The organism is Streptomyces sp. AM 4-1-1 (assembly GCF_029167625.1).
Lineage (GTDB): Bacteria > Actinomycetota > Actinomycetes > Streptomycetales > Streptomycetaceae > Streptomyces.
In genome coordinates, this window is record NZ_CP119145.1 from 967,054 (window position 1) to 989,631 (window position 22,578).

General features: G+C 72.5%; 20 protein-coding genes. 9 read left to right on the top strand and 11 right to left on the bottom strand.

The annotated features are described in order from the left end of the window. Positions 1–102: 102 nt before the first annotated feature. The 3 genes from rplT to infC form a co-directional block, all read right to left on the bottom strand. Positions 103–486: a 50S ribosomal protein L20 gene (gene rplT, locus PZB75_RS03900; protein ID WP_018103794.1), complete on the bottom strand. Its 384-nt coding sequence runs from the start codon at positions 484–486 to the stop codon at positions 103–105. Positions 487–591: 105 nt separating this feature from the next. Then, a complete protein-coding gene (rpmI, locus tag PZB75_RS03905; protein ID WP_003970213.1) occupies positions 592–786 on the bottom strand; it encodes a 50S ribosomal protein L35 in 195 nt (64 codons plus the stop codon). Positions 787–909: 123 nt separating this feature from the next. Further along, positions 910–1,617 (bottom strand): translation initiation factor IF-3, encoded by a 708-nt coding sequence (gene infC / locus PZB75_RS03910; RefSeq protein WP_275533878.1) that lies wholly within the window; start codon positions 1,615–1,617, stop codon positions 910–912. A 400-nt stretch (positions 1,618–2,017) separates the two neighbouring features. On the opposite strand from infC, the gene PZB75_RS03915 reads away from it, so the two are divergent. After that, the gene (locus PZB75_RS03915) at positions 2,018–2,377 is read left to right on the top strand and encodes a DUF1844 domain-containing protein (RefSeq protein WP_275533879.1); all 360 of its coding nucleotides are present in this window, start codon (positions 2,018–2,020) and stop codon (positions 2,375–2,377) included. A gap of 115 nt (positions 2,378–2,492) precedes the next feature. Here the strand turns inward: PZB75_RS03915 and PZB75_RS03920 are convergent, their stop codons facing one another. Genes PZB75_RS03920 through PZB75_RS03930 form a run of 3 tightly spaced genes read right to left on the bottom strand, consistent with a single transcriptional unit; the run spans position 2,493 to position 5,339 of the window. After that, entirely contained in the window at positions 2,493–3,221 is a 729-nt protein-coding gene (locus PZB75_RS03920; protein WP_275533880.1) for an SseB family protein, read from the bottom strand. A 22-nt stretch (positions 3,222–3,243) separates the two neighbouring features. Next, entirely contained in the window at positions 3,244–4,431 is a 1,188-nt protein-coding gene (gene mycP, locus PZB75_RS03925) for a type VII secretion-associated serine protease mycosin (RefSeq protein WP_275533881.1), read from the bottom strand. Beyond that, the gene (locus PZB75_RS03930; protein ID WP_343286216.1) at positions 4,428–5,339 is read right to left on the bottom strand and encodes a hypothetical protein; all 912 of its coding nucleotides are present in this window, start codon (positions 5,337–5,339) and stop codon (positions 4,428–4,430) included. The genes mycP and PZB75_RS03930 overlap by 4 nt, the downstream gene beginning before the upstream one ends. Positions 5,340–5,805: 466 nt before the next feature. Here PZB75_RS03930 and PZB75_RS03935 point away from each other — a divergent pair, with 466 nt between their 5' ends. Next, positions 5,806–7,008, top strand: a complete 1,203-nt coding sequence (locus tag PZB75_RS03935) for an amino acid deaminase/aldolase (protein WP_275533883.1) — start codon at positions 5,806–5,808, stop codon at positions 7,006–7,008. A 281-nt stretch (positions 7,009–7,289) separates the two neighbouring features. Here the strand turns inward: PZB75_RS03935 and PZB75_RS03940 are convergent, their stop codons facing one another. Continuing rightward, positions 7,290–8,231 carry a LysR family transcriptional regulator gene (locus PZB75_RS03940; protein WP_275533884.1) on the bottom strand — a complete coding sequence of 314 codons (942 nt, stop codon included), beginning with the start codon at positions 8,229–8,231 and terminating at the stop codon, positions 7,290–7,292. Between the two features lie 268 nt (positions 8,232–8,499). Between PZB75_RS03940 and PZB75_RS03945 the strand changes: the two genes are divergently transcribed. Next, positions 8,500–9,549: a TDT family transporter gene (locus PZB75_RS03945; protein ID WP_275538571.1), complete on the top strand. Its 1,050-nt coding sequence runs from the start codon at positions 8,500–8,502 to the stop codon at positions 9,547–9,549. On the opposite strand, the gene PZB75_RS03950 is transcribed toward PZB75_RS03945, so the two are convergent. The 4 genes from PZB75_RS03950 to PZB75_RS03965 all read right to left on the bottom strand — a co-directional run bounded on the left by PZB75_RS03950 (position 9,488) and on the right by PZB75_RS03965 (position 15,012). Beyond that, entirely contained in the window at positions 9,488–10,195 is a 708-nt protein-coding gene (locus PZB75_RS03950; RefSeq protein WP_275533885.1) for a helical backbone metal receptor, read from the bottom strand. The genes PZB75_RS03945 and PZB75_RS03950 overlap by 62 nt on opposite strands. Positions 10,196–10,232: 37 nt before the next feature. Beyond that, positions 10,233–10,805 carry a helix-turn-helix transcriptional regulator gene (locus tag PZB75_RS03955; RefSeq protein WP_275533886.1) on the bottom strand — a complete coding sequence of 191 codons (573 nt, stop codon included), beginning with the start codon at positions 10,803–10,805 and terminating at the stop codon, positions 10,233–10,235. A gap of 471 nt (positions 10,806–11,276) precedes the next feature. Continuing rightward, complete coding sequence (locus tag PZB75_RS03960; protein WP_275533887.1) at positions 11,277–13,904, bottom strand: ABC transporter permease/substrate binding protein; 2,628 nt, start codon at positions 13,902–13,904, stop codon at positions 11,277–11,279. Next, positions 13,897–15,012 carry a glycine betaine/L-proline ABC transporter ATP-binding protein gene (locus PZB75_RS03965; RefSeq protein ID WP_275533888.1) on the bottom strand — a complete coding sequence of 372 codons (1,116 nt, stop codon included), beginning with the start codon at positions 15,010–15,012 and terminating at the stop codon, positions 13,897–13,899. The genes PZB75_RS03960 and PZB75_RS03965 overlap by 8 nt, the downstream gene beginning before the upstream one ends. A gap of 274 nt (positions 15,013–15,286) precedes the next feature. On the opposite strand from PZB75_RS03965, the gene PZB75_RS03970 reads away from it, so the two are divergent. From PZB75_RS03970 to PZB75_RS03995, 6 genes are all read left to right on the top strand, one after another. After that, a complete protein-coding gene (locus tag PZB75_RS03970) occupies positions 15,287–16,195 on the top strand; it encodes a 5'-3' exonuclease (RefSeq protein WP_275538572.1) in 909 nt (302 codons plus the stop codon). A gap of 58 nt (positions 16,196–16,253) precedes the next feature. After that, on the top strand, positions 16,254–17,096 hold the full coding sequence (locus tag PZB75_RS03975; protein ID WP_275533889.1) for a siderophore-interacting protein: 843 nt from the start codon (positions 16,254–16,256) through the stop codon (positions 17,094–17,096). Positions 17,097–17,534: 438 nt separating this feature from the next. Beyond that, the gene (locus tag PZB75_RS03980) at positions 17,535–18,119 is read left to right on the top strand and encodes a sigma-70 family RNA polymerase sigma factor (RefSeq protein WP_275533890.1); all 585 of its coding nucleotides are present in this window, start codon (positions 17,535–17,537) and stop codon (positions 18,117–18,119) included. Continuing rightward, entirely contained in the window at positions 18,116–18,892 is a 777-nt protein-coding gene (locus tag PZB75_RS03985; RefSeq protein ID WP_275533891.1) for an anti-sigma factor, read from the top strand. The genes PZB75_RS03980 and PZB75_RS03985 overlap by 4 nt, the downstream gene beginning before the upstream one ends. Before the next feature lie 534 nt (positions 18,893–19,426). After that, positions 19,427–20,791, top strand: coding sequence for a deoxyribodipyrimidine photo-lyase (locus PZB75_RS03990; RefSeq protein ID WP_275533892.1), 1,365 nt, complete (start codon positions 19,427–19,429; stop codon positions 20,789–20,791). 207 nt (positions 20,792–20,998) lie between these two features. After that, complete coding sequence (locus PZB75_RS03995; RefSeq protein WP_275538573.1) at positions 20,999–22,540, top strand: molybdopterin-dependent oxidoreductase; 1,542 nt, start codon at positions 20,999–21,001, stop codon at positions 22,538–22,540. Positions 22,541–22,578: the final 38 nt, after the last annotated feature.

A 22,578-nucleotide genomic window follows, 5' to 3' on the forward strand; every position in this document is an offset into this window, starting at 1 on the left:
CGGCGAGCCTCTCTACGTACGGAACAGGTCGTGCAACGCACCGGACCCGCAGACGACGAGCGGCTGCGGGTCCGGTTCGGGAACCGAGAAGGACTGCCTGGATCAGGCGGCCTTCGGGGCGTTGACGTCGCTCGGGAGGGCCTTCTGCGCGACCTCGACGAGGGCGGCGAACGCGTTGGCGTCGTTGACCGCGAGCTCGGCCAGGATCTTGCGGTCCACCTCGATGTTGGCGGCCTTCAGACCCTGGATGAGGCGGTTGTACGTCATGCCGTTCTGGCGGGCAGCGGCGTTGATGCGCTGAATCCACAGCTGACGGAAGTCGCCCTTGCGCTTCTTGCGGTCGTTGTAGTTGTAGACGAGGGAGTGGGTGACCTGCTCCTTCGCCTTGCGGTACAGGCGGGAGCGCTGGCCCCGGTAACCGCTGGCCTGCTCGAGGATTGCCCGGCGCTTCTTGTGGGCGTTGACTGCCCGCTTGACGCGTGCCACTTGTTAACTCCTTGTAGCGGGGCCGTGGTCGTACTCACACGGCCCGGAAACGAATCGGTCCCGGTCTGGTCGAGGTCGCGGCCCCTGGACTCCAGGGGCGCGGCCTCACTTGCCGAGAAGCTTCTTGATCTTCTTGGCGTCGGCCGGAGCCACGACGACCGTGCCGGTCAGCGAGCGGGTCTTCTTGGACGACTTGTGCTCGAGCAGGTGGCGCTTGCCGGCACGCTCACGGAGCACCTTGCCGGAGCCGGTGATCTTGAAGCGCTTGCTGGCACCGCTGTGCGTCTTGTTCTTCGGCATCGCGCCGTTCTCTCCTCGTCAGTGGCGTCCCTCACGGTGCGGGCACCGGACCACAGGGGCGTCAGATCTTCGTGGGAATCCCGGGGTGGGACCCGGGGGCGCCTGGATGGCGGCCCCCGGAGGTCACGCCTCGGAAGGTGTTTCGCCCGGAGCCTCGGCGGCTTCGGCCGGAGCCTCGGCGGCCTGGCCCGCGGACTGGTCGTCGTGGGCGTTGCCCTGACGCTCGGCCTTGCGGGCGGCCTGGGCCTCGCGGGCCTCGGCCATGGCTTCGGTCTTCTTCTTGTGCGGGCCAAGAACCATGATCATGTTCCGGCCGTCCTGCTTCGGGTTGGACTCGATGAAGCCGAGATCCTCGACGTCCGAAGCGAGACGCTGGAGCAGTCGGAAACCCAGCTCGGGGCGGGACTGCTCACGACCACGGAACATGATCGTGATCTTGACCTTGTCACCCTGCTTGAGGAACCGGACGACGTGACCCTTCTTGGTGTCGTAGTCGTGCGGGTCGATCTTCGGCCGGAGCTTCATTTCCTTGATGACCGTGTGCGCCTGGTTCTTGCGCGCCTCACGGGCCTTCATGGCCGACTCGTACTTGAACTTCCCGTAGTCCATGAGCTTGCACACGGGCGGACGGGCTGTCGCCGCCACCTCGACCAGGTCGAGGTCGTACTCCTGTGCGAGTTCCAGGGCCTTGGCAAGCGGAACGATCCCGACCTGCTCGCCGCTGGGACCGACAAGTCGGACCTCGGGAACGCGAATCCGGTCGTTGATGCGGGGCTCGGCGCTGATGGATCCTCCTCGGTAGCACCACGCGGCCGCCTGGCGGACAGCCACGTAACGTCTGTTTCGTCGACCAACCGCTCCGGAACGGAAAAACGCCCCGGACGGGACACAGGCGGGGCTCCAGGAACTACCGGAACACCGCCACGGTCAACCGCGGGGCGCATCGGGCGGCTCCATCGTCCGTACGGAACGATGGGCGCCACCTGACCGGTGACCCGCCGTCCCAGGGGGACGGTCAGGTGGGAGATCGGAGCCTCCACTTGTGGGCCGGGCACATAGCTGCCCAGCCGGTCGTTGTTACAGGTTAACACCCCCGCGGACACAGCCGCCAATCCGACGGCGCGACGGCCCCCGCCGGGCCACGGTCCGCCCTCGGGCGTCTTCCGGGCCCGCACCGGTCCGGCCGGACTCCCGTGAACGGGCCTCACCTGCTGGGCCTATCGTGTGGGGCATGAGTGACGCGACCCCCGGTGGTTCCCCCGGCTTCGACGAAATGGCCCGTGACATCGCGGAGGTGCCCGCGGTCGAGGTGATCGTGACGGTCGCGGTCAATCTGATGAGCGCGGCGGCGGTGAAGCTCGGCCTGACCGACGACGGCGACGAGCACAAGGACCTCGACGAGGCCCGCAAGCTGGTGCACGCGCTGGCGGGACTGCTGGACGCGAGCACCACGGAGATCAGCACGTTCCACGCGTCGCCGTTGCGCGACGGGCTGAAGTCCCTCCAGCTGGCGTTCCGCGAGGCGTCGCTCGTACCGGACGAACCCGGCCAGGGCCCCGGCGAGAAGTACACGGGACCGGTCTACGGCTGATCCCCGCCCCCTCACTCCGTACCCGCTCACGAGCCCGTCGCCCTTCGGGGCGGCGGGCTCGTTCCGTGCCCGGGGGCCGGGGACGCGGTGGGGGCGGCGGCAGCGGCCTTGGCGGTCAGCGGGTGAACAGGGGCTCGCCCGGGGCGGTGGCCTCGGCGGGCAGCAGCGCCAGGTCGAGCCCGCGCACCAGTCTGGCCCGCAGGACCTCACTGCCCGCGAGCGCTTCGGCGACCCGGCGGGCGGCTTCGGCGGGTGCCGCGTCCGGGGCGAGGACCAGGGCGAGGGTGCCGTCCGCCCGTCCGGGGCCGAGGTGGGCGCGGAGCACGGTGGGTTCGGCGGCGACCGCCTCCCGTACCGCGGAGGTGACGGCGGGGTCGTCGAGCGGGTCGGCGCTGGTGCGGCCCTCGGCGAGGGCGCGCAGCGCGGAGCCGGTCAGCTCGAAGGCCACGGGGCCCGCGAGGTCCAGTACGACGGTGTCCGCCTTCTCGTGCGCGGCGGCCTGGAGCGCCTGGCGCAGGGGGACGGCGACGGGCCTGGCCCCCGGGTCCCAGCGGGCCAGCGCGGCGGTGGAGGTGAAGGCCGGCAGGGCACGGCGGTCACCGGCCTGGAGGGTGGGGACGGCCATGTCGCTGGTCTTCTCGCGGCGCAGCCCCCGCTCGTCCTCCTCCACCTCACCGAGTACGGCGACGACGGGCACCAGCAGCCGGGCGCCGGCGAGGGCTTCGAGGACCGGGCCGACAGCGGTCCTGTCCTGCGCCCAGGCGGCGAGCGCCGAGGTCAGCGCCGGGTCGGCCGTGCCGTCGTCGTCGGAGAAACCGGGGTCCGGGATGTTCTTGAGCTCCACGGGAGGAGCGTAGTGCCTGGCCTCAGCGGCGGCCCGGCCGGTTCCTGCCGCGCCACAGCACCACCGCCACGGCCAGCAGGACCACGCCGAGTCCGCCCGCCGCCGGGGCGAGCCGGTCGGCCGGGCCACCGCCCTCGTCGCCCGGGTCGGGGCCGGGGCCGAAGTAACTCCCGCGGTGGCCCGCCGTGACGTCGGCGGAGCCGTTGCGCCCCGCGGCCGGACGGACGGCGTCGGCCGCCTCGATCGCCGCGGCCGGGTCGACGATCCCGTATCCCGTCGCGTCGTCACGGCCGTCGCCGGGGGCGGAGCGGGCGGTGTCCGCGAGGAGCCTCTTCACCTGGGCGGGCGTCAGGTCCGGGTGGGCCGCGCGGACGAGGGCGGCGGCGCCCGAGACGAACGCCGAGGCGGCGGAGGTGCCCCAGCCCTCGTAGTAGTCGCGGTCCGGGTCGGCGATGATGATGTCGACCCCGGGCGCGCTGACGGTGGCGTACCAGCCCCTGGTGGAGAAGTCGGCGTGGCCGCCGTAGCGGTCGACGGCCGCGACCGCGATCACTCCGGGATAGGCGGCGGGGTACGAGATGTGGTCGCCCTTGTCCCCGCTGTTGCCGGCCGAGGCGACCACGACGGCTCCCTTGGCCAGCGCGTACTGCACCGCGGCGTCCTCGCTCCGGTCCGGGTGGGCGGACTCGCTGTCGTCGCCGAGGGAGAGGTTGATGACGTCGGCCCCGTGGTCGGCGGCCCACCGGATGCCGTCCGCGAGGGCCGTACCGCGTGATTCGCGGGCCTTGGCACGGGCCGTGTCGGTGGATTCGAGGATCACCCGGACCGGGAGGACCGTCGCCTCCGGCGCGATACCGAGTACGCCGTCGGCGTGCCCGGTGCCGTGTCCGTGGCCGGCGATGATCCCGGCCATGGCGGTGCCGTGCCGGGCCCAGGAGCGGTCGCCGCGCGCGGCGCCGAACCCGATCAGGTCCTTGCCGGGGAGCACCTGGCCCGCCAGGTCGGGGTGGCTGCCGTCGACTCCGGTGTCCAGGACGGCGACCGTGACGCCCTTGCCCTTGGTGGTGCGCCACGCCTGGTCGGTGTGGAGTGCTTCCAGACCCCACTGCTGCGCCCGGTTGGTGTCCGCGTGGGCCGAGAGCGGGGGCAGGACGGTGAACGCGGTGGCCGCGCAGGCCGCGAGCACGAGGTGGCGGTGGTGTCGTTTCATCGCGGCTTCTCCGTGAGTCCGGCCACGGTTCCGCGCAGTCCGCGCTCGACTCGGTCGGCGATGCCCTTGGCCTCGTGGCCGAGTCCCGCCTGGGCGGGCGCCGTCGTCGCGCCCGCGGCCATGGCGTCGGCGACGGACTGCGGACCGGTGACCTCGCGGCCGTCCGCGAAACCGGAGACGGCGAACACGACGACCGGTACGTCGGTGAGCACGTGGACCGTCCAGCTGGCGCGCTGCCGGTCGCCGAACGAGGCGGCGGGGGTGCCTTCGACGGCGTACGCCCGGGGCATCAGATCGGAGCGCCGGTCGAGGTGCTGCTCGGTGAAGCGGGTGTTCAGCGCGCGCATCCCGTCGCTGTCGGCCTCGGTGAAGATCAGCCCGACGGTGGTGACGGCGCTGGTGGTGGCGTCGGTGTAGGTGGCGCGCACCAGGCGCAGGCAGCCGACCGGACCCAGCGTCCTGAGCAGCAACGGATCGAGTGCGGGGGCGCAGTCGCCGTCCGGGGCGACGGCGACGCGGGTCCACATCCGGTCGGCCCCGCCGGGGCCCGCCCCGTCGCCCTTGAGCGTGCGGGGGAAGAGGGTGTCGACCGGGACGTTGTGCCAGAGGGCACCGCCGGTGGTGTACGTCGTACGGGCGCCGGGCTCGGCGGAGGAGTCGCCGGTGAGCCAGCTGCCGGTGACCGCGCCGCCGATCAGGCCGAGACCGAGCACGACGCAGACCGCGGCGGCCACGGCGCGTGGGGAGCGGCGGCCTCGGACGGGACGCAGCCGGGTGGTGGTCTCCATGGGCGTCTCGTCGGGCACGTACCCGGGCGGGGCGTACCCGCCGTCGGGCACCGGGGCCGGTGGCGTGCCGGTGCCCGGCCGCGAGGGGGCACCGGTACCGGCCGCTCCGCGCAGGGTCATGGCGGGGGGCGGGGGCCCCGGCGAGGACGGCGGGAGCAGCGGCGGCGGGGACGCGGGCGCGGGGGGTGCGAGGGGTGCGGCCCTCTCCGGACGCACCGCGGGTGGCGCGTCCCTCCGCGAAGGAGCGGGAGGTGCCGGGGGCGCCGTCGCGGCGGCGGGTGGGACGTGCGTCGGGGTGGGCGGGGGCGTCCGGGAGGCGGGTGCCGGGGCGGGCGGTACGGCCGGGGGTGGCGGGGTGGCGGGGCGCGGTGGAACAGCGCCGCGTCGCGCTTCGGTACTCATCCGCCCCCCTGGTCCACACCCTCGTCCGTCTGCGGATCACCGTCACAGACAGGCCCGTTGGCCACCGCGTGCCCGTCACTCTACGGGCTGGTGCGCGGCTGGTGGGAACGGAACACCGGCCCCCGTGCGATCTGCGCGGATCATCCCCCTACCCAGCGGTAGGACGGTCTGGCAAGCTGCCGACATGACTGCCCGCGCCGCTGACCGGACCCGTTACGACCGGGCCACCGCCCACCTCGACGCCCCGATCGCCGTGATCGATCTGGAGGCCTTCGACGCCAATGCCGACGATCTCGTACGGCGGGCCGGGGGCAAGCCCGTCCGGGTCGCCAGCAAATCGGTGCGCTGCCGGGCGCTGTTGGAGCGGGTGCTCGCCCGCCCGGGGTTCGCCGGGATCATGTCGTTCACCCTGGCCGAGTCGCTCTGGCTGGCCCGGGCGGGATTCGAGGACGTCCTGCTGGCGTATCCGTCGGCGGACCGCTCCGCCTTCGCGGAACTGGCCGGCGACCCGAAGCTCGCCGCCGCGGTGACGGTGATGGTCGACGACCACGCGCAGCTGGAGCTCATCGACGCGGCGCGGGGTGGTGGCGGGGAGGTGATCAGGGTCTGTCTGGAGCTGGACACCTCACTGCGACTGCTGGGCGGCCGGATCAGGATCGGGGCCCGCCGCTCGCCGCTGCGCTCCCCCGCCCGACTGGCCGAGCTGGCACGCTCGGTGGAGCGCAGGCCCGGGTTCCGGCTGGTGGGCCTGATGGCGTACGAGGGACATGTCGCCGGGGTCGGTGACTCGGTCGCGGGCAGGCCCCTGCGGTCGCGCGCGGTACGGATGATGCAGACGGCCGCCCGGAGGGAACTGGCCGTCCGGCGGGCCGAGGTGGTGCGGGCGGTACGGGCCGTGGCGCCCGGACTGGAGTTCGTGAACGGCGGTGGCACGGGCAGCGTGCAGCACACCGCGGCGGAGCCGGCGGTGACCGAGATCGCGGCCGGGTCGGGGCTGTACGTACCGCGGTTGTTCGACAACTACACGTCGTTCACGGGCAGGCCGGCCGCTCTGTTCGCGCAGCCCGTGGTGCGGCGCCCCGGCGTCGGTGTGGTGACGGTGCTCGGCGGCGGCTATCCGGCCTCCGGCGCGGCGGGCCGGGACCGGCTGCCCGTGCCGTATCTGCCGGAGGGTCTGCGCTACGACCCGCAGGAGGGGCCGGGCGAGGTGCAGACGCCGCTGCTCGGCTCCCCCGCGGACGATCTGCTGCTCGGCGACAAGGTGTGGTTCCGGCACGCCAAGGCCGGTGAGATGTGCGAGCGCTTCGACGAACTGCACCTGATCGAGGGCGACCGGATCACGGCGACCGTGCCGACGTACCGGGGCGAGGGCCGCACCTTCCTCTGACCGGGCGGCAGCCGCGCCGGCATGAGTCGCCCTGTCAGAGGTCGGTGCGGCCGGGGCTCGGTGTGGTCGGAGCGCGGCGTGGTCAGAGCTCGGCGTGGTCAGAGCTCGGCGTGGTCAGAGCTCGGCGTGGTCAGAGCTCGGCGTGGTCAGAGCGCGAAAGGCCGGCGGTGCCGCCGCCTCCGTACCGCTACCGCTCTCGCCGGTTCACCGGCGCGGCCGTTCCCGGGGCCCCGTACCCCAGGAGCGCGCCCGCCCTGTCCGCCGCCTTGTGCCGACCGCCGTCAGCCGGTGCGGGGTGACGCCGTCGGGTCCGCCGTCAGCGAGAGCAGGTCGCGTGCCGGGCCCGTGGGGCGGTGGCCGGACGGCCAGACCGCGCGCAGTTGGCGGCGCAGCCGTACGCCAGCGACGGGGATCGTGACCAGGCGGCGCGAGGAGAGTTCCTCGCCGAGGGCGAGTTCGCTCAGTACGCAGGGTCCGGCCCCGCTCTCCGCGGCGCCCTTCACGGCGGTGGTGGAGGAGAGTTCCAGGAGCGGCCGGGCCAGGCCGCCGTGCACGGCGAGGGCCGCGTCCAGGACCTGGCGGGTCCCGGAGCCGTGTTCGCGCAGGATCAGTGGGGTCGCGGCCAGTTCCCCCGGGGTGAGAGGGGTTCGGCGGCGGGCCCAGGGGTGGCCGGGGGCGACCACGACCACGAGCCGGTCGTGGGCGATCACCGCCCCGTCCAGCCCCTCCGGCACGGACAGGCCCTCCACGAACCCGAGGTCCGCCTCGCCGGACAGCAGCCGCTCGGCGACGGCCGACGAGTTGCCCGCCAGCAGTGAGACGGCGGTCCCGGGCCGTTCGCCGCGTAGAGCGATCAGCCAGCCCGGGAGCAGGTACTCGGCGATCGTCATGCTGGCGGCGACCCGCAGCCGGGAGTCGCGCCGGTCCCGCAGCGCCTGCGCGCCCACGTCGAACGCCTCGGCGGCCTCCACGATCCGGCGGGCCCAGTCGGTGACGAGGGCGCCGGCGTCGGTGAGCCGGGAACCACGCGGCGAACGGTCGATCAGAGCGACGCCGAGCTGGCGTTCCATCGACCGGACGCGGCTGCTGGCGGCCGGCTGGGTGATGCCGACGTCCCGGGCCGCTCTGCCCAGGCTGCCGTGCCTCGCGACCGCGAGCAGCAGCTCCAGCGCCCCGAGGTCGGGGACCCGGTGGGAGAGGTGGCCGCGCGCGTCACTGGACATAAGAGCAGCTTATGACCTCATAGATCCAGGCACCCTGGCGGGGGACGGCCCCTGCGGGGAGGGTGGATGCATGCCCCACCTTCCTCCGGCCAGGACCACGGCCCGCCCCGTTCCCCAGCACCCGTCCCCGACGGCCGGCACGCGGGGCGACGGCTCGCGCGGCGACGCCGCGCACACCGGCGCCGTCACGCGTCCCGCGGCGCCCGGCCCCGCAGGTCCGCGCCCCGGCTCCCTGCGGTACGTCGGCCCCAACTGGTACGCGACGGTCATGGGCACCGCGATCGTCGCCGGCGCGGGTGTCTCGCTGCCGGTGCGCGTTCCCGGGCTGCGAGCCGTCTGCTGGGTGGTGTGGGCGCTGTCCGCGGTGCTGCTCTGCGCGGTGCTCGCCGCTCGCGCGGGTCACTGGATCAGGCACCGGGACCAGGCGCGCGCCCATCTGCTCGACCCCGCCGTCGCCCCGTTCTACGGCTGTCTGTCCATGGCGATGCTCGCCGTCGGCGGCGCCGCCATGACGGTCGGCCGGGATGTCATCGGGCACTCGGCGGCGGTGGCCGTGGACGCGGTGCTGTTCACGGCGGGCACGGCCACCGGTCTGGCCGCCGCCGTCGCGATCCCGTACCTGATGGTGGTACGCCACCGTCCGGCGCCCGGCACCGCGTCGCCGGTCTGGCTGCTGCCGGTGGTGGCGCCGATGGTCTCGGCGGCGCTCGGGCCGTTGCTGGTGCCGGAACTGCCGGCCGGGCAGTGGCAGGAGGCACTGCTGCTCGCCTGTTACGCGATGTTCGGGCTGAGCCTGCTCGCGACGCTGGTGATGCTGCCGGTGATCTTCGCCCGGCTGGTGCACCAGGGCCCGCTGCCACTGGCGCTCACCCCGGTGCTGTTCCTGGTCCTCGGCCCGCTGGGGCAGTCGACGACGGCGGTCAACCAGCTGGCCGACGTGGCGCCGGGCGTGGTCCCGGCGCCGTACGCCTCCGCGTTCGGGGCGTTCGCCGTGCTGTACGGGGTCCCGGTGATGGGTTTCGCGATGATGTGGCTGGCGCTGGCGGGCGCTCTGGTGGTGCGCGCGGTGCGGGACGGGATGACCTTCGGCATGACGTGGTGGGGGTTCACCTTCCCGGTCGGCACCTGTGTCACGGGGGCATCGGGACTGGCCCGGCACACCGGCCTGACCGCGTACACCTGGCTGGCCGTCGCGCTCTACGTGTTCCTGGTGACGGCGTGGGCGGTCGCCGGGCTGCGCACCGTGCGGGGGCTGCTCAGCGGAGCGCTGCTCGCAGCGCCGGTGCCGCCTCGGCCAGTGACGGCCCGTACCACGTGAGGTGGCGTCCGTCGACGAGTACGGCGGGCAGCGCGGGGAACGCCTCGGGTCCGTCGTGCGCGGTGAAGCGGTACGGCTCGTCGGGCAGCACCACCAGATCGGCGCCGGCCGAGGTCAGCTCGTCGAGGGGCATCCGCGGATAGCGCTCGGCGTGGTCCGCGTACGCGTTCCGCACCCCGAGGCGGGTCAGCAGGTCACCGGCGAAGGTGTCCCGGCCCAGCACCATCCACGGTCTGCGCCAGATCGGCACGATCGCGGTGCGCGGGGCGGCCGGGGGCGGCAGGGCCGTCCAGGCGGCCTCGGCGTCGTCCAGCCAGCGCGGCCTGGCCAGTCCGCAGCCGTCCACCAGCACCCGGGTCAGTTCCACGAACGCCTGGTCGAGGCTGCGGACCTCGGTGACGAGTACGTCGAGCCCGGCCGCCCGCAGCGCGGCGAGGTCCGGTTCGCGGTTCTCCTCCTCGTTGGCGAGGACCAGATCGGGGCGCAGCGCGACGACGGCGGCGAGGTCGGGATTCTTGGTGCCGCCGATCCGTGCGGCGGTCAGGCCGGCCGGACGGGTGCACCAGTCGGTGACGCCCACCAGCAGGCCGGGGCCGGTGGTGGCGACGGCCTCGGTGAGCGAGGGGACCAGGGAGACGACGCGCACGGCGGTGGCCCTTCGGGTTCTTCCCGCGGTGGCGGGGTCAGCGGCGGGAGTCGTAGGTGGCGTCGATGTGCTCGGCGACGGCGACGACCAGCAGCCGGGTGCCGGGCGAGGTGGCGCGCCAGCGGTGGCGTACCCCGCCGGAGAGGAAGAGGGTGTCCCCGCGCTCCAGCCGGTACGCCTGGCCCTCGGCCTCGACCTCGGCGGCGCCCTCCGCGACGTACATCAGCTCGTCGTTCCGGTGCTGGAACTCGCGCCCGAGGTCGATCTCGCCGCTGAACTCCAGAGCGCTGAGCTGGTGGCGTCCGCGCACCACGCGTCGTACGCCGTCCTTGCCCTCCCCGGCACCCGTGTGCGTGTCGGGGGAGCACCGCACGACGTCGACGGCGCGTGCCGAGTCCGCGGCGGCCCGCAGCCGTTCGGTCGTGGTCTCCAGCGCGTCGGCGACCCGGTCCAGGGATCGGGGGCTCGGCCGGGCGCGTTCGTTCTCGACCTGGCTGAGGAACGGCACCGAAAGGCCGCTGCGGGCCGCGACGGCGGCCAGTGTGAGCCCCAGGGCTCTGCGCCGTCGGCGAACCGCGGCACCCACCCGAAGGGCTTCCTTGTCGTCCATCTCCGGCTCCCTCCCCGAACGGCCATCCTCCCGGTTGCCAGCACCCTACGCACTTCGAATGCGGGATGCCCCCGGGCAGCGGGCCCCGGAAGCCCGTCGAAGGCCGGAAACCCATGGGTGCCGCGGCCGGAAAGTCACCGCGGAGCCGCCGGGGGCGAGGGGGCGGTGGGGGCGGGGCGAGGCGATGCGGCCGATGAACCGCTCCGGGCGGCTCCGGGGGTGGTCCGCCTCGGCCTCGCTCCGGGAAACGCGGGGCCCGGAAAACCGGAGGCTCAGAAACCCAGGGCCCGTGGTCCCGGAACCCCGGAGACCCGGAGCCGCCGGGAGCCAAAAACCCGCAGTCTCCGAGCCTCGGGCCCCGCGCGGCCGGGGCATGCCGGAGGGGACGGACCCGGTGCGCCACCGGGTCCGTCCCCTCCTCACCGCGTACTCACTTCCCCGGCCGTGCCTCGGCGGCCGCCGGGGCCGTGTTCAGCTGCCGACCGGTGTCAGCTTCGCCACCACGTCCGGGTTGGCCTCCATCCAGGTGCGGGCGGACTTCTTCTCGTTGCCCCCACCGCCCTTCTGGATCTCCACCTCCAGCGAGGCGAGCTGCTGCTCGGTGAGCTTGAAGTCCTTCAGCCAGCCCGTCAGCTCCGGGAAGTCCTTGGCGAAGTCCTTCTTGGCGACCGTGTGAATCCGCTCGCCCTCGCCCCAGGCGCCCTTGGGGTCCTTGAGCTTCTTCAGGTCGTGCGCTCCGTAGGCCCAGTGCGGCGACCACAGGGTCACCACCACCGGCTCCTTCTTCTTGATCGACCGGTCCAGCTCCGCCAGCATCGACGACGTGCTCGACGACACGACCCGGTACTCACCCTCCAGGCCGTACGCCTTCAGCACCTCCTTGTTCAACGTCCCCATCATCCCGGCACTCGACTCGATACCGATGATCTTCCCGTTGAACTTCTTGCCCTGCCCCTTCAGATCCGCCAGCGAATCCACACCCTTCACATACGACGGAACCGTCAACTCCAACGACGTCGGCCCGTACCACGAACCCAGATCGGTGAGGTTGTCCTTGTACTTGTCCCAGTACACCTTGTGCGTCGTCGGCAGCCAGGAGTCGAACTGCACGTCGAGCTGTCCCTGCGCGAGGCCCGTGTAGAGCGGTCCCGGGTCGAGCTGCTTGACGGTGGTCCGGTACCCCCGGTCCTCCAGCATGTTCTGCCAGAGGTAGGTGGAGGCGATGGCCTCGTCCCACGGGAAGTAGCCGAGGTTGACGGTCTTTCCGGCGTCCTTGCCCTGCTGCTCGCCACCGCCGGCGACCGGGGCCAGCTGGTCGACGAGGCCGGGGTTCTTCTTCAGCCAGGTGCGTACGCCGTCCTGCTCGTGGCCCTCGCCGGCGCCCTGGATCTCGTTCTCCAGGCTGGTGAGCTGCTTCTCGGTGAGCTTGAACTTCTTCAGCCAGTCGGCGACCGCCGGGGCCTTCTCGGCGAAGCCCTTGTGCGCGACGGTGTGCACGTCCTCGCCCTTGCCCCAGGCGCCCTTGGGGTCCTTGAGCTTCTTCAGGTCGTGCCGTCCGTAGGCCCAGTGCGGCGACCACAGGGTCACCACCACCGGCTCCTTCTTCTTGATCGACCGGTCCAGCTCCGCCAGCATCGACGACGTGCTCGACGACACGACCCGGTACTCACCCTCCAGGCCGTACGCCTTCAGCACCTCCTTGTTCAACGTCCCCATCATCCCGGCACTCGACTCGATACCGATGATCTTCCCGTTGAACTTCTTGCCCTGCCCCTTCAGATCCGCCAGCGAATCCACACCCTTCACATACGACGGAACCGTCAGCTCCAACGACGTCGGCCCGTACCACGAACCCAGATCGTCCAGCTGCGAGCTGTACTTGTCCCAGTAGTCCTTGTGCGTCGTCGGCAGCCAGGAGTCCGTCTGGAAGTCGATGTCCCCACGGGCCACACCGGAGTACAGCGGGCCGACGTCGAGCTGCTTCATGTCGGTCGTGAAACCGCGCTGCTCCAGGATCTCCTTCCAGAGGAAGGTGGAGGCGATGCCCTCGTCCCAGGGGATGTACCCCATGTTGATCTTCTGGCCCTTGCCGACGTTCGTGCTGTCGGTGGCCTCGGACCCCTTGTCGTCACCGGAGCCGATGGCGTTGATCCCGCCCGCGAGGAGCGCGAGGACGACCACGCCGACCATCGCGACGGCGGTGCCCGGCTTGTAGTGGGTGAACTTGAAGCGCCGGGCCGCGGCAGCGGCCTTGGCGGCGGCGCGGCGGCCGAGCGGGGAGACCCGCTCGTTGAGCGCCCCGGTCATCCGGTCCAGGTACATCGCCAGGATGACCACGGCGATACCGCTCTCGGCGGCGAGGCCGACCTGGAGCTGGGTGATCGCCGCGTACACCTTCTCGCCGAGCCCGCCGGCGCCCGCCATGCCGCCGATCACGACCATGGAGAGGGCCAGCATGATGACCTGGTTGATGCCCGCCATGATCGTCGGCAGGGCGAGCGGCAGCTGTACCCGCGTCAGGGTCTCCCTGGGGGTGGTGCCGAACGCCTCGGCCGCCTCGACCAGCTCGCCGTCCACCTGCCGGATGCCGAGTTCGGTCATCCGTACGCCCGGGGGCATCGCGAACACGATGGTCGCGATCACACCGGGGGTGACACCGACGCCGAAGAACATGACGCCGGGGATCAGGTAGACGAACGCCGGCATCGTCTGCATGACGTCGAGCACCGGCCGCAGCGTGGCGCTGACCTTGCTGTTGCGGGCGGCCCAGACACCCATCGGCACCGCGATCACGATGGTGATGACGGCGGCCACGACGACCAGCGAGAGCGTGGCCATCGCCTCGTCCCACAGGGAGAGGGAGTCGATCAGCGCGAAGCCCACGAAGGTGAGCACGGCCGGGACCACACCGCGCAGCCAGAACGCGATGACGGCGAAGACCGCGGCCACCAGCAGCGGCTCCCCGCCGCCGAGGACGTAGTTCACACCGTCGTACATGCCGCCGAGCACGGCCTTGATGGCGTCGAAGAGCCAGCCGAGGTTCGACTGGAGCCAGTCGACCGCGGACTCGACCCAGGAACCGAACTTGAACCTAGGCACCGGCGGTCATCTCCTTCTTGGCGCCCCGCCGGGGCGGCTTCCCGTCCCCCCTGGACCGCGGCACGTCCTCGACGCGGGGTTCCTCCCCGAGCGCGGCGAGCAGCCGGCCGCGCGGTACGACTCCGATGACGTCGCCGTCCGAGTCGGTGACCGCGACCGCGGCACCGCTCGTCGAGCACGGCGTGAACAGCTCCGAGATCGGCGTCCCGGCGGAGACGGTCGCGGGCGCGCCCGCCAGCAGCTCCTTGTCGGAGCGGCCCTTCTCGGGCTTCTCCATGATCGAGCCGGCGGTGAGCACCCGGGAGCGGTCGACGTCCTGGATGAACGAGGCGACGTAGTCGTCGGCCGGGCGGACCAGGATGTCCTCGGCCGAGCCGAGCTGGACGATCTCGCCGTTGCGCATGACGGCGATCCGGTCGCCCAGACGCATGGCCTCGTTGAGGTCGTGGGTGATGAAGACGATGGTCTTCTTGAGCCGCTTCTGCAGTTCGAGCAGCTGGTCCTGCATGTCGCGGCGGATCAGCGGGTCGAGGGCGCTGAAGGACTCGTCCATCAGCAGCAGGTCGGCGTCGGTGGCGAGTGCGCGGGCCAGGCCGACGCGCTGCTGCATACCACCGGACAGCTCGTCGGGCCAGGACTTCTCCCAGCCGGCGAGGCCGGTCATCTCCAGTGCCTCGGCGGCGCGCCTGTCACGTTCGGCGCGCGGCACGCCCTGCACTTCGAGGCCGTACGCGGCGTTCTCCAGCACGCTCCTGTGGGGGAAGAGCGCGAAGTGCTGGAACACCATGCTGATCTTCGAGGAACGGACGGCGCGCAGTTCACGCGGGCTCAGTGCGGTCAGGTCCTGACCGTCGAAGAGGACGCGTCCGGCGGTCGGCTCCAGCAGTCCGTTGAGCATCCGCAGCAACGTCGACTTACCGGACCCGGACAGGCCCATCACCACGAAGATCTGTCCCGGATCGACGGTGAAGGACGCGTCGATCACCGCTGCGGTCGTTCCGTCTTCTCGCAGCTCATCGCGGTCGGCGCCGTGCTCCAGTTTCCGCACGGCTTGATCGGGTCGTCTGCCGAACACCTTGTACAGGTGTTCAGCTTGCAGCCTTGACACATACACCTCACGCGTTGAACCGAAAACGGCCCGTCACCCCCACCGACAGGCCGTGGAGCGGCGCGGATTCTGTCCGCATGGCACGTGCACTAGTTGAAATTAGGACGTGATCCGCTCCGGTGCCGTGCCTGCCCGCACTTACACCGAGCAAACACAAGTGTGTCCCGCGTCACTTTCACGGCGTGGACCGGTCACCTCGCCCGTCCTCCCGCCGGTCGCCGCCCGGCCCGCTGTCAGTGGGGTGCGGCATCATCGGGATGTGACGCGACGCCTGATGCTCCTCGACACCGCCTCCCTCTACTACCGCGCCTATTTCGGCGTTCCCGACTCCGTGCGGGCTCCGGACGGCACCCCGGTCAACGCCGTGCGGGGCCTGCTCGACTTCATCGGACGCCTGGTCCAGGACCACCGGCCCGACGACCTGGTCGCCTGCATGGACGCGGACTGGCGTCCGCACTGGCGGGTCGAGCTGATCCCCTCGTACAAGGCGCACCGGGTGGCCGGGGCGACCCCGGCGGGCGTACCCGACGAGGAGGAGACCCCCGACACCCTGGCCCCTCAGGTTCCGGTCATCGAGGCGGTGCTCGACGCGCTGGGGATCGCCCGGGTGGGTGTGGCGGGATACGAGGCGGACGACGTGATCGGCACGCTGGCCGGACTGGCCGCCGGCCCCGTGGACATCGTCACGGGCGACCGGGATCTCTACCAGCTGGTCGACGACGCCCGGGGCGTCCGGGTGCTGTACCCGATCAAGGGTGTCGGATCACCGCAGCTGACGGACGAGGCGTGGCTGCGCGAGAGGTACGGCGTGGACGGCCCCGGCTATGTCGATCTGGCCCTGCTGCGCGGCGATCCGAGCGACGGACTGCCGGGGGTGCCGGGGATCGGCGAGAAGACCGCGGCGAAGCTGCTGGACACCTTCGGCGACCTGGCCGGGATCATGGCCGCCGTGGACGATCCGGCGTCCCGGCTGACCCCGTCGCAGCGCAAGCGGCTCGACGAGGCGCGGGACTACGTGGCGGTCGCGCCCGAGGTGGTCCGGGTCGCGGCCGACGTACCACTGCCCGCGTTCGACCCGGCGCTGCCCTCCCGACCCAGGGATGCCGCCGCTCTCGACGCGCTCGCGGCCCGCTGGGGCCTGGGCGGCGCGCTCCAGCGGCTGCTCTCCACACTCCGCCGGTGAGGTGTTAGCTTAGGTATGCCTAAGCTGTTGTGAGCACCGCACGATCAGGGGAGTACGCGTGGCAGACCGACCGGTACGCAAGGCGCCGCAGGCCCATGGGGCGCAGGTCCTGCGCACCGAGCGCATCACCCCGCACATGGTGCGCGTGGTCCTCGGCGGCGAAGGGCTCGCGGCTTTCGAGCTCTCCGGCTTCACCGACCACTACGTCAAGGTGTGCTTCCCGCCCGAGGGCGTGAGCTACCCCGAGCCCTTCGACATGGACCGCGTCCGGGCCGAGTTCCCGCGCGAGCAGTGGCCCGCGAACCGCACCTACACGGTGCGTTCCTGGGACCCCGCCTCCCGTGAGCTGGCCATCGACTTCGTGGTGCACGGCGACGAGGGGCTCGCCGGCCCGTGGGCATCCCGGGTGCTCCCCGGCGAGACGGTCAACCTCCTCGGTCCGGGCGGGGGTTACGCCCCGGACGCCTCGGCCGACTGGCATCTGCTGGTGGGTGACGAGAGCGCGCTCCCGGCGATCGCCGCGTCGCTGGAGCGGATGCCCGCGGGCGCCGTCGTGCACGCCTTCGTCGAGGTGCCGGACGCCTCGGAGGAGCAGAAGATCGTGACGCCCGACGGGGTCGAGGTGACATGGCTGCACCGCGGTGACCGCCCGGTCGGCGAAGCCCTCACGGCCGCCGTGCGGGAGCTGGACTTCCCGGCGGGCGAGGTGCGGGCGTTCGTACACGGTGAGGCGGGCTTCGTGAAGGAGATCCGGCGCCATCTGCGGCTGGAGCGCGGAATCCCCCTCTCCCAGCTGTCGATCTCGGGCTACTGGCGCCTCGGCCAGAACGACGACGCCTGGCGCGCGGTCAAGCGCGAGTGGAACGAGCAGGTGGAGCGGGAGCAGGAGAACGCCGGATAGCCGTACGCCGGGCACGCGCCCGGTCCCGGGACAGCTACGCCCCGGGTCGCGCCCGGACCCCGGACCGCACAGTCCGTCACGCCCCGGCGGGCCGCACCACGCGGTCCGCCGGGGCGTACGCGTACCGGCGCTCCGGTCCCCCGCTTACGGTGCGGGCCGCCGCACCGGCCCCGCCGACACACTCCACGCGAGGTCCGCGAGGTCCGGGCCGATGCAGCCGGCGCTCCCCGTACCCGGAGCCGTCGACCGGGCCACTCTGCGCCGCACACCCGCACACCGCTCCCCCGGAGAGGCCGTCGAACGCGATGGGGCGCGCGTCCCCGTCACGCGCGGCGGACCTGGCAGGGTTTCTCCCACGGTCGGTCCGTTCGACCAATCCATGTCGCCGACGGCTCCGAATCACTCGGAAACCGATGAGCGTCCCGGGAGGAAGCCCGCGTGAAAGAGGCCGTACACATCAGTGGGGCACCCCTGGCGGGCCCCGATCTCCAGGAACTCCTGGCGCTGGTCGCCCGGGGCGACCAGCCGGCGTTCGCCACGCTCTACGACGCGGTCTGCGGACCGGTGCTCGGGCTGATCCGCAGCGTGCTCCGCGATCCGGCCCAGTCGGAGGAGGTGGCCCAGGAGGTACTGATCGAGGTGTGGCGCACGGCGCCCCGCTTCCAGCCCTCCCGGGGCAGCGCCATGAACTGGGTCCTCACCCTGGCCCACCACCGCGCGGTGGACCGGGTCCGCTCGGCCGAGGCGTCGGCGGTACGTGAGCACAAGGCCGCGCTGCTCGACCGCACCCCCGCCTTCGACGAGGTCACGGAACAGGTCGAGATCCGGCTCGAACGCGAACAGGTCCGCCGCTGTCTGCGGACCCTCTCCGAATTGCAGCGGCAGTCGGTGACCCTGGCGTACTACCGGGGGCTCACCTACCGCGAGGTGGCGGAACTCCTCTCCGTACCGCTCGGCACGATCAAGACCCGACTGCGCGACGGACTGATCCGGCTGCGCGACTGCCTGGGGGTGACCGCGTGAGCAGCGCCGAACCGCACACGCTGACCGGGGCGTACGCGCTGCACGCGCTGCCCGACGACGAGCGCCGGGCGTTCGAACGCCACCTGGAAGGCTGCGAGACCTGCGCCCAGGAGGTGCGTGAGCTGTCGGCCACCGCCACCAGGCTCGGCCTGGCGGTCGCCGAGACCCCACCGCGCGAGCTGCGCGAGCGGGTGCTGCGGAGGATCACGACCGTGCGCCAGGAACCACCGGCGCACACCCGGCGTGCTCGCACAGGCTTTCGCGCACCCTCCGGCGCACACACCGGGGGCTCCGCGGGGCGGCGGTGGTCGCGGTACGCGCTGGCCGCCTGCCTCGCCTCCGCGGTGGGCCTGGGCGGCGTCGCGGCATGGCAGCACCAGGTCGCCGGGGACGCCCGGCAGGAGGCGCGGCAGGCCCGGCAACAGACCGAACAGCTGACCCGGGTGCTCGCGGCGCCGGACGCGAGAACCGGCTCCCACACCATGGCGGACGGCGCGAAGGGCACGGTCGTGGTCTCCAGGAGCGAGAACCGCGCCGTCTTCCTGGCCTCCGGACTGCGCCGGCCGCCGAGCGGAAAGGTCTACCAGCTGTGGTTCGACGACGGCGGCACCATGCGGCCCGCGGGCCTGCTGCATGCGGACGGACGGACGGGAGTGACGCTGATGGACGGGCCCGTCGACCGGGCGTCCGGGATGGGCATCACCGTGGAGCCGGCCGGCGGTTCCACCCGTCCGACATCCGCGCCGCTCGCCGTGATGAGCCTGCCGAGCTGATGAACTCGGCCAGGAGGAACGCCCGGTTCCGGTGACGGCCGGATCGGGTGAGGTCGAGGTCGAGTCGGGTCAGGCCGGATCGGGTCGTTCCGGGTATATCTGTACATATCGGCCGTACCGTATGTGACAGCGGCATCCGTCGCGCCGGACGTACCGGCCCCACCAGCCCCACCGGATGCGCCGGATGCGCCGGATGCGCCGTCACCGTCGTGGCCGGTCGCCGACGCTGACGGCACGACCGGCGTCCGGCGCGGCCCGTCGCACGGCGCGGTCCGACACACGGGTCAGGCTCGCCCTCGTACAGGACCGCGCCGGGCCGGGGCCGGTACGTCCGGCGCGGTGACGACACCACCCGAGGAGCACGAGGGCCTTTCGTTCGGGTCAGACCGGGCTCGCGGCTCCGGCACCGCACCTGGCGGCGTTGTCGTCGGTCGGCACGGCTCCGCCATGACTCCCTCCTCCGCCTCGTGACGCCCGGCACCGGAGCCCGCCGCTCCCTGATCCGGGCTGCCCCGAACGAAAGGACCTGGCCCCATGAACGTCTCGGTCGCCCTGTTCACCTCCGACCTGAGGCTGCACGACAACCCGGTGCTGCGCGCCGCCGTCCGGGACGCGGACCGGGTCGTCCCGCTGTTCGTCCAGGACGACGGCATCCACGCAGCCGGTTTCGACGCGCCCAACCGGCGCGCGTTCCTCGCCGACTGTCTGGCGGATCTGGACACGGGTCTGCGCGAGCGCGGTGGCCGGCTGATCGTCCGGGGCGGGGACGTGGTGGCCGAGGCGTACGCCGTCGTCGTGGAGACCGGCGCACGCTCCCTGCACATCGCGGGCGGCGTGAGCCGGTACGCGACCCGGCGCGAGGAGCGGCTGCGGGCGGCGCTGGCGGACACCGGTTGCGCGCTGCACGTCCATGACGCGGTGATCACCGCGCTCGCCCCGGGGCAGGTCGTCCCGGCGGGCCGTGACCACTTCGCGGTCTTCACCCCGTATCTGCGCCGCTGGGAGGCGGCGGGGGTACGGGGCACGCTGGGCGCTCCGCGCGCGGTACGGCTGCCGGACGGTGTCGGCTCCGCCCCGCTGCCGTCCCGGACCGATGTCTCCGGGGTCTCGCCCGGCCTCGCGGCGGGCGGCGAGTCGGTGGCGCGCCGGCGGGTGTCGGCCTGGCTGGCCGGTCCGATGTCCGGCTACGAGGACGGGCACGACGATCTGGCCGGGGACGCCACCTCCCGTCTCTCCCCCCATCTGCATTTCGGCTGCGTCTCCGCCGCCGAACTGGTGCACCGGGCCAGGCGGCGGGGCGGCCCGGGGGCCGACGCGTTCGTACGCCAACTGGCCTGGCGGGACTTCCACCACCAGGTGCTCGCCGCCCGCCCCGACGCGGCGCACGCCGACTACCGGGCCCGGGGCGACCACTGGCGTTCCGAGGGGGACGAGATCGACGCCTGGCGGGCGGGGCGTACCGGTTTTCCGCTGGTCGACGCGGCCATGCGGCAGTTGGCGCACGAGGGATGGATGCACAACCGAGGGCGACTGCTGGCGGCGAGTTTCCTCACGAAGACCCTGTACACGGACTGGCGGGTGGGCGCCCGGCACTTCCTGGAGCTCCTGGTCGACGGGGACCTGGCGAACAATCAGCTCAACTGGCAGTGGGCGGCGGGCACCGGCACGGACACCCGCCCCAACCGGGTGCTGAACCCGGTCGCACAGGGACGGCGGTTCGACAGACACGGCGACTACGTGCGCCGCTGGGTGCCGGAACTCGCCGAGGTACGGGGCGCCGTGGTCCATGAGCCGTGGGAGCTGCCCGCGCGGGACCGCGCCCGGCTCGACTACCCGGACCCGATCGTGGACCTCTCCGAGGGCCGGGCGCGGTTCGAACACGCCCGCGACCTGGGCTGACAGCCTCATCCCCTCGAACAGCACATCCCACGGACCACGCGCTCGACAACCGTTTCTCTTCATTCGATCGGGTGAGGGACCAATCCTTCCGCCGACCGGCGACGAATCCCGGATGTGAGTCAAGATCAGAACCGTCCGCGACAGGCCACGGCATCCGCCACCCGGCGATCCCGTTGGGCACGTGCCGCCCTCGCCGCGCTCAGCGGTCTGATCGCGGGCTTCTGCGCGCTCTGCGTCGCCGAACTGGTCTCGGTGCTCGTCCGGCCGGAGGCGGGACCCGTGGCCGCCGTCGGCGGAGCGGTCATCGACCGCACGCCCCCGGCCCTGAAGGACTTCGCCGTCCGGAACTTCGGCACCAACGACAAGCTGGTGCTCCAGCTGGGCATCCTGGTGCTGCTCGCGGTGTTCGCCATGGCGGTCGGGGTGCTCGCGTCGCGGTACCGGCGGACCGGCTCGGCGGCCGTGCTGGTCTTCGGCGTGATCGGAGCGGTGGCGGCGACCGGCCGGCCGGAGGGCAGGCCGGGAGACGCGCTGCCGTCGGCGGTGGGTGCCGTACTGGCCGCGGCCCTGCTGTACCTGCTGGCCGGCCGACTGGCCCCCACGACCGCCCCCCGCCCCTCTTCCGCGGCTGGTGAGAGGGGCGGCGGGGCTCCCGCCGGCTTCGACCGACGGGGGTTCGTCATCCTGGCGGGCGCCGCCGCGGCCGCCTCGGCCGGCGCCGGGGTACTGGGCCGTGGGCTCACCGCGTCCCAGCAGGCGGGAGCCGACGCCTCACGCAGGGCGCTCGTCCTGCCGGTACCGGACTCGCCCGCACCTCCCGTACCCCGTGGGGCAGGGCCGGCGGTCCGCGGACTGAGTCCCTTCACCACCCCGAACAAGGACTTCTACCGGGTGGACACCGCCCTGGTCGTCCCCCGCGTGGACGCGGACGGCTGGCGGCTGCGCATCCACGGAAAGGGCGTGGAACGGCCGGTCACCCTCGGCTTCCGCGATCTGCTCCGGCGGGAGATCATCGAGCGGGACATCACGCTCACCTGTGTCTCCAACGAGGTGGGCGGCCCCTACGTCGGCAACGCCCGGTGGATCGGTGTGCGGCTGGCCGACCTGCTGCGCGAGGCGGGCGTGCGGCCCCCGTCCGGGGGCGGCCCGGCCGACCAGCTCGTGGCGCGGTCCGTGGACGGCATGACCATCGGCAGCCCGGTCGAGACGGTCATGGACGGGCGCGACGCGATGCTCGCCCTCGGCATGAACGGCGAGCCCCTGCCCTTCCAGCACGGCTTCCCGGTCCGCATGCTCGTGCCCGGCCTGTACGGGTACGTGTCGGCGTGCAAGTGGATTCAGGACCTCGAACTCACCACGTTCGACGCGTACGACGCCTACTGGGTCAAACGCACCTGGTCGCGCGAGGCACCCGTCAAGACCGAGTCCCGGATCGACACCCCGCGCCCCTTCGCCTCACCGAAGGCGGGCACGGTCCCGGTGGCCGGGGTCGCCTGGGCGCAGCACCGGGGCATCGCACGGGTGGAGGTCCGGGTGGACGGCGGCACCTGGCATCCGGCCCGGCTCGCGGCGGAGGACAGCCGCGACACCTGGCGCCAGTGGGTGTGGGAGTGGCCGGCCACCCCCGGTCATCACACCCTCGAAGTCCGCGCGACGGACCGCACGGGAGACACCCAGACCGACAAGCGCGTCGGCACCGTCCCCAACGGTGCGACCGGCTGGCATTCGGTGGTGGTCGACGTGATCTGACCCCGCACGATCCTTCCCCATTTTTCCACCACACGTAC